This window comes from Sphingomonas flavida (genome assembly GCF_036663655.1).
Taxonomy (GTDB): domain Bacteria; phylum Pseudomonadota; class Alphaproteobacteria; order Sphingomonadales; family Sphingomonadaceae; genus Sphingomonas.
Window position 1 is genome coordinate 46,795 of sequence record NZ_JAXOJH010000018.1, and the last position, 7,662, is coordinate 54,456.

Sequence of the window (7,662 nt, forward strand, 5' to 3'; positions counted from 1 at the left end):
GCCGGCCCGGGGAAGCAGCCACAAATTACACGATGACTCGATCACAGCCAAAAGATGACGGTGGCCGCGAGAGCGATGGCCGAGAAGAAGGCGGTGGGGCAGCGGTCGGAGCGGGTGGCGACGCGGCGCCAATCTTTCAGGCGGCCGAACATCATTTCGATGCGGCTGCGGTGCCGGTAGCGGCGCTTGTCGTATCTGACCGGTTCGTTGCGCGATCTGCGCCTGGGATACAGGGCTGGATGCCTTTGGCATGCAGGGCGTCTCTGAACCAATCGGCATTGTAGCCGCGGTCACCGAGCAGCCACTGTGCTTTTGGCAGATCATCAAGCAGTGCTGCCGCGCCGGTGTAGTCGCTGACCTGGCATGCTGTTATGAAGAAGCTCAACGGGCGTCCGTTCGCGTCGGCGACCGCATGGAGCTTGGTGTTCATGCCGCCTTCGGTGAGTCCGATCAGGCGGCCGAAGCCCCCTTTTTTACCCGCAGGCTCGATGCCGTGCGGCGCGCTTTGAGGTAGGTCGCGTCGATCATCATCTAACCTCGTGTCCGCGGAACCGGCAGCAACTCAGTACGCCTGCATTGAACAATTCTCCCATACAACATCGCGGCGCTGTACCGACGACTCTGCGGCGAGGACAACGAATTGCGATGGACACCTCAGCCATTTTCAGATATAGTATACCAAAAGCTCAACAGTCGAGAACTGAGCGGTGCAGCTTCCCCGCTTAGAGCGGTTCGTATGAACTTCGAGATGTGATCACCAGCGTAGAACGGTCAGCGTTCGATATGCTTTCGGCAGTCCGCCCGGCCTGAACGCGGTGGCGCCCGGTAGAAACTAGAGCAGGGGATCTATGGTATGCGCTTCAACAGATTTGCCTCGTCAATAGCCGGGCTTGCCGTGGTGTCGGCGATGGTGGCGTCCGCCGCCGCCGAGCCGATACCCCGGATCGAGCGCCGCGACGACCGGTTCATGCTGTTGGTGGACGGAAAGCCCTATTTCGTTCTGGCCGCCCAGTTGCACAATTCGAGCGCTTGGCCGGCAATGCTGCCGGAGGCGTGGCGCGCGGCTGAGGCACTCGCGCCTAACACGATCGAGGCGCCGATCTATTGGGAGCAGTTTGAGGCGCAAAAGGGACGCTTCGACACTACCAACGTCGACGCCCTGATCGCGAAGGCACGGGAAACCGGCAAGCGTCTGGTCTTCCTGTGGTTCGGCACCTGGAAGAACGGGCAAATGCATTACGTGCCGGAATGGGTGAAGGGTGACCCCGCCCGCTATCCGCGAACGATCGACGAGCGCGGTCTGCCAACGGACGTCCTATCCCCGCATTCGCAAGCCAATCTCGACGCGGACCGCTCTGCCTATACGGCGTTGCTGGCGCATCTGAAGAAGGTGGATGGCGAGCGCCACACCGTCATCATGGTGCAGGTCGAGAACGAACCGGGTGCGATCGGCGCGGTGCGCGACCATGGTGCGGAGGCGGAGGCCGCGTTTCGCGCGGCGGTGCCGGCGGCGGTGACGACGCGGCTCGGCAAAGCGCCGGGCGACTGGCGGACCGTGTTCGGCCCGGACGCCGACGAGGCGTTCAACGCCTGGGCGACGGCGCGCTATATCGAGCAGATCGCCGCAGCGGGCAAAGCTGTCTACCCGTTGCCCACCTACGTGAACGTCTGGATGCGCTACAAGGGCTTCAGCCGTCCCGGTGGCGATTATCCGAGCGGCGGGGCGACATGGAATATGTTCGATGTGTGGCGCAGCGTGACACCGTCGATCGACTTCATCGGTACCGATGTCTACACGAGCGATGCCGCCGAGTATCGCAAGGTGCTGGGGCAATATGCCCGTGCGGATAATCCGTCCTGGGTTTCGGAAACGGGCTTCGACCCGAAGATCGCGCCCTATCTGTTCTACGTCCTCAACCATGGCGGTATCGGCTTCTCGGTCTTCGGCATCGATGATGCGAAGGGGCCGACGACCGATGCTGCGGCGGCCGCGCACCGGGTGAACTTCGCGCTGCTCGATCCAATCCGCGATCTGATCGCACGGGGCGGCTTCGACCATCGGCTTCAGGCCGTCGTCGAGGAGCCCGGGCAGGCGCGCCAGACGATCCCGTTGGCGGATGGCTGGCGCGTCGATGTCGCGTTCGGCCCGCCGGCATGGGGCGATACGCCCGCGATCGTCCCCAATTCCCCGGAGCAGACCGGACGGGCCCTCGTGCTCGCCATGGACGACGGCAGTTTTCTGGTTTCGGGTGTCGATGCGCGGCTGGAATTCAAGCGGATGTCGTCGGATGGCCGGCGCGGCCAACTCATGCGCGTCGAAGAGGGACGTTTCGTGGACGGGTCGTGGCAGGTTTCTCGCTGGCTGAACGGCGACGAAACCGACTTCGGTCTCAACTTTGGCCACGACCCGCGGTTGCTGCGGGTACGAGTCGCGCCGCTTTAAAAGAGCTTTCCGTACCGGTGAGGACGCAAGGCACCGTGAAAGCAAAAATAGTCCTTATGTTACAATCCTGAACAAATCCTCTTGATCTAAAGTATACTATATGATGTATTTCTGACTATGCCTTAATACGCAACTCGATTTGTCGGGGGGTGATATGAAACGCTTAGCCATAATCATCTTCTATCTGACGGCGCCCCTTTCTCCTGAGACGGCGGTGCTTGCGCAGGTTACGCCACTGGCGAACGCGTCCAGATCTGCTGTTGGGGAGAGGCCCGCCAACTACGAAGCGCTAACCGAGCTTTTCGTAGATTGGCGCGCCTTCGCAACCCCGGCGCTCAACGGCTATCTGCCGGACTATAGCGACTCGGCGATGGCGGAAAAGAAGGCGGCGCTTCCGGACTTCATGGCCAGACTGAAGGCGATCGATACGGTGGGTTGGCCGGTCGACGCGCTAGCTGACTACAGGCTGGCCCAAGCCGAAATGAACGGCATGGATTTCGATTTCCGGGTTCTGCATCCTTGGTCGCGCGACCCCACCTTCTATGCGACGGTCTTCGCCGATTGGAGCGATGTGCCCGCGCATGAGGGGCCTTACGCCTATCCGAACATCAACCTGTATGATTTCAAGTTTCCGCTGGACGTAAAGGAACAGGCGAAGCTGACGGCGATGCTGGCGTCGGTGCCGAAACTGCTGGAAAGCGCGCGGGATAATCTGAAAACCAGCAATGCCCGCGACCTGTGGGTCTATGGCGGCGCGGCCTTCAGGCAGCAGAGCGCGGTCCTTTCCGCGCTGGAGGCGGGCACTCTCACGATGCGCACGCTGGATGGGCGCCTTCCCGCGACGATGACCGGGGCGACGCCTGCGTTGCTGCAGGCGATCCGAGCGGCCCGCAGGGCGACGGACCGCTTCGCGACATGGATCGCGGAGCAGGCGCCGGGCAAGACCGGCCCGAGCGGCGTCGGCAAGGACAATTACAATTGGTACGTCGCCAATGTGGAATTGTTGCCGTATGACTGGGATCAGCAGGTCCTGCTGTTGCGCCGGGAACTGGACCGGGCCATCTCCTCCCTGACGCTCGAGGAGTTGCGCAACAGCGACGTACCACCGGTGCGAACGGCGGACGATCCGGTCGCGTACCGCAGGATGGCGGCGGAGAAGACGGCCTTTTTCAGTGCGTTCATGGAAAGCAAAGGTTTTGCCGAGGCCAGGCCGGAATATCGTTCGGCGATGGCGGCGCAGACACCGGACTATGTTCCGCCGGACCATCGCGACTTCTTCTCGCACGTAACATCGCAAGACCCGCTGCCGCTCGTGACACATGCGTCGCACTGGATCGATTTGGCGCGATTGAAATATCAACCCAGCGCAAGCGCGATCCGCCGCACGCCGCCGCTCTACAATATCTTTGCTAACAGGTCGGAAGGTCTGGCGACGGCATTTGAAGAGATCGTCATGCAGGCCGGAATGTATGACAACATCCCGCATGGCCGCGAACTGGTCTGGATCATGCTGGCAAATCGTGCGGCGCGGGGCCTCGCCTCCCTGTATGTCCAGTCCAATGAGATGACGCTTGCGCAAGCAGGCAAGTTTCATGCGGAATGGACGCCGCGCGGCTGGTCCAACCCGGAAAGCCCGCTCGTCGCGTTCGAGCAGCTCCTCTATGCGCGCCAACCCGGTTACGGGCCGAGTTACATCATCGGCAAGCTGCAAATCGACGGGTTGATAGCCGATGCCGTGCGCGCCGACGATGCTGCGCGCAAAGCTTTCGTCATGCGCGACTTTATCGGCCGGATGATGAGCGCCGGCATCCTGCCGGTCGCGCTGATCCACGACGAAGTCATACCGCCGAAGCCGCAATAAGCGGACGTAGCCGGAGCGGGCGCCAGACCCGCGGCCAAGAAGATCGAACACCATAAAACAATACCGGCGCGAGGCTTCGTGGTCGGAAGGGTTCAGTGCGCCCTCGGAACAGGGCGCTCCGACTAGGAAAATCATCAGAGAGAAGGGGGCTTATCATGGCGAATATGCAGTACTTCGACAGACGGCGCGTTTTCATGCTCATGCTGATGGCATCGGCGATGCCGACACCGGCAATGGGGCAGGAAACGGCGGAACCAAATGCGGACACGGTCGTGGTAACGGGCTCGCGCATCCGTCGCGATCCGCTCAACGATCCGGCACCGGTCACGATATTGGACCGCGCCGATATCGAGCGCAGCGGCACGTCGTCGATCGGTGATTTCCTCCAGCGCCTGCCGAGCAATGGCGGCGGCCTGAATTCCAGCTTCAACCGCAGCGGCAACAACGGCAATCCGCCCGATGGTGGCGGTGTTGGTGCAGGATCGAGTGAAATCGACATCCGCTATCTCGGTTCACGCCGTACACTGGTGCTGGTTGACGGCATGCGCTTCATCAACGGCGCGGCCGCCAGCGGCATTCCCGGCGCGGTCGATCTCAACGCCATTCCGGATTCGATGGTCGAGCGGATCGACGTCCTGCGCGACGGCGCATCCACGATCTACGGATCGGATGCGGTCGCGGGCGTGGTCAACATCATCACCAAGACCCGGCAGAAGGGATTCATTGGCAGTGCCTATGTCGGAACTTGGGGCAGCGGCCGCGGAACCACGCAAAATTATCAGGTGAACTGGGGCAATGGTGGTAGCGGCGGGCCGGTCTCGCTTGTGGCGGGCGGCAATTTCGTCAAACAAGACAAGATCTTCGCATCCGGATTCCCGACACCTGGAGCGACCAGTTGCGATTCAAACTGCAGTGGCACGACCCCCAATGGGCGTTTCATCTTCACCAATCCGTTGACGGGCAAAACGCTGGCGCTGACGCTGAAGAGCAATCCTATCGCGTCGCCGCGCTTCGACCCCGCCGACCCGACCGGTGCGAACAGCGATTTCAAGGCATTCACGAATTCCGACCGCTATAATTACGTGCCACCGAACTACGTCCTGACACCGCAGGAGCGGATCGGCGCGTTTGTCAATTTCTCAGCCGATCTCGGAAATTCGGTGAGGCTGTTGGGGAAGGTGATCTACAACCGCCGCACGTCGGAAAATCAGGCCGCGCCGCTGCCGGTCATACTCGGTCCCGATGCGGGCAACGGCAATCTGCTCGACACCGTGTCGATCGACGCGACCAACCCCTACAATCCGTTCGGCATAACGTTGAATGCTGGGACGAACGGCAGCCCCGCCAATTACCAGCGCGTAGCTCGCCGCTTCACGGAGAACGGCCCACGCAATTACCGGCAGACCGTCAACACCATGTATATGGGCGCCACGCTTGACGGGCAGTTCGAGTTCGGCCCGGGCACGTGGTATTGGGATGTCAACGGCGTCTATTCCGAGAACAACGCGAAGCAGGTGGCACACGGAAACGTGAATGCCGCGAATCTCGCCCGCGCGGTCGGGCCGATCAGCGCGTGCACCGGCAGTTGCGTGCCGCTCAACCTCTTCGGCGGTGAAGGCACGATCACGCAGGCGATGCTCGATTACGTTGCGTTTACGCAGCGCGATCGCAGCGACCAGACGATGACCGATGCGACCCTCAACATCAGCGGCCCGCTGTTCCGGCTGCCTGCGGGCGACGTCAGCGTCGCTGCCGGTTACGAATTTCGCGAGCAGACCGGGTCATTCACGCCCGATCCGATTGTGGCGGCGGGCCTCGGTTCGGACATTCCCGCACAGCCCTCCGCCGGGCGCTTCACGGTGCACGAACTATATGGCGAGCTGAATGCGACCTTGTTCAAGGATCTGCCAATGCTGCGCCTGCTCGAAGGATCCTTCGCGGCCCGCCGTTCGGACTATTCGACCAGCGGCGCGAAGACCGTGATGAAGGCCGGGCTGAACTGGAAACCGTTCAACGACCTGCGGCTGCGCGGCACATGGGCGCAGGGGTTCCGCGCGCCGAGCATCGGCGAATTGTTCGGCACGCCGTCCCGGTTCGACGGCGGTGCGGTCGATCCGTGCTCGGATTTCAACCATAGCGGGGTTTCGGAAACTGTTCGGCGGAATTGCATTTCCCGCGGGGTGCCTGCAAACGGATCGTATATTCAAAGCGATACGACGTTGCCGGTGTTGACCGGCGGCAACAGGAATTTGCGGGCGGAAACGTCGGAGAGCTGGATTTTCGGCGGCGTCTACAGCCCCGGCTTCATGATCTCTTCGGGGCTTGCGAGCCGTTTCAGCGTCGAGGTCGATTATTACACGATTCGCGTAGATGACGCGATTGCCTCAGTCGGTGCGGATGTGCTGCTGGCGAATTGCGCTAACATCAACGATCCCGTCAGTTGCGCCAGCGTCACGCGCTCGGCCAGTGGACAGGTGACGCAAATTCGCGGCCTGTTGCAGAACATCTCGTCGCTCAAGAGCGCTGGCATTGACCTGACGCTTAATTACCGTTCGCCACAGATTGGTTCAGGCACCATCGGATTGACGGCGTTGGCCAATTACCTGTTGGAATATTCGGTCACGCTGCCGACGGCGACCGGTACGGAAAAGACCGAGCTTCAGGGCACGCAGCAGGGCGGCACGGTTTATTCGCGGATCAAGGGCCTGGCGACGCTGGACTGGAAGAGCCGAGATTACTCCGTCGCGGTCATCGCCCGGTATTTGGGCAGCGCGCGAGAACCGGGGTTCAACAATTCCAACGTGCCTGCCGTGACGTATCTGGATGCGCAGATCGGCTGGAACCTGCCCTTCGCCAACCGGAATTTCACGTTGAGCCTGGGGATGAATAACGTGCTGGCGACGAATGCGCCCAACTGTCTGAGCTGCGCGGGTCTGAATCTGTCGGATCGGTTCACCTACGCTCGGATCAGCGCGAAGTTCTGAGAAGTGACATTGACCCTTGACTGCAAGCCCGGGGCGGTAGCGTGCAAGCGCTGCCGCCCCGGGCGACAAGCTTGTCGTCACCTGAACGGATTGGCACGATATTCGTGCCCCTGCCTGTCCAGATTTCAAGTCATCATGCCGCACTGATCGACCTTGCAGCATCCTTGCCGGGCGCCGGGTTGGCTATGACCTGCTTCCCGAAAACCATACCAGATCGTCCGAAAAGGGTCTCGCGGATTTGATCTGACCCCCGTTTCACCGGACGGATTCAAGCGGTTGCAGAAACCAGTGCGCGATGTTCGCGCGGTGAACGCATTTTGAGCCCTGAATGGGGGTGGTTGTCGTTGTAGTCCTCGATCCATCCGGCCAGCGAT

4 protein-coding genes and 1 pseudogene are annotated in these 7,662 nt (G+C 61.5%); 3 read left to right on the forward strand and 2 right to left on the reverse strand.

Going from position 1 to position 7,662, the window contains the following annotated elements:
- Positions 1–41 precede the first annotated feature (41 nt).
- Positions 42–531 (reverse strand): annotated as a pseudogene (locus tag U1703_RS16250) (IS5 family transposase); the annotation flags it as partial.
- A gap of 322 nt (positions 532–853) precedes the next feature.
- On the opposite strand from U1703_RS16250, the gene U1703_RS16255 reads away from it, so the two are divergent.
- From U1703_RS16255 to U1703_RS16265, 3 genes are all read left to right on the forward strand, one after another.
- Positions 854–2,443 carry a DUF5597 domain-containing protein gene (locus U1703_RS16255; RefSeq protein ID WP_320453780.1) on the forward strand — a complete coding sequence of 530 codons (1,590 nt, stop codon included), beginning with the start codon at positions 854–856 and terminating at the stop codon, positions 2,441–2,443.
- A 154-nt stretch (positions 2,444–2,597) separates the two neighbouring features.
- Positions 2,598–4,304 carry a DUF885 family protein gene (locus U1703_RS16260; RefSeq protein ID WP_332786526.1) on the forward strand — a complete coding sequence of 569 codons (1,707 nt, stop codon included), beginning with the start codon at positions 2,598–2,600 and terminating at the stop codon, positions 4,302–4,304.
- Positions 4,305–4,459: 155 nt separating this feature from the next.
- Positions 4,460–7,288 carry a TonB-dependent receptor plug domain-containing protein gene (locus U1703_RS16265; protein WP_332786527.1) on the forward strand — a complete coding sequence of 943 codons (2,829 nt, stop codon included), beginning with the start codon at positions 4,460–4,462 and terminating at the stop codon, positions 7,286–7,288.
- Between the two features lie 268 nt (positions 7,289–7,556).
- On the opposite strand, the gene U1703_RS16270 is transcribed toward U1703_RS16265, so the two are convergent.
- A partial coding sequence (locus U1703_RS16270; protein WP_332784933.1) for an integrase core domain-containing protein occupies positions 7,557–7,662 on the reverse strand: 106 nt, incomplete at its 5' end.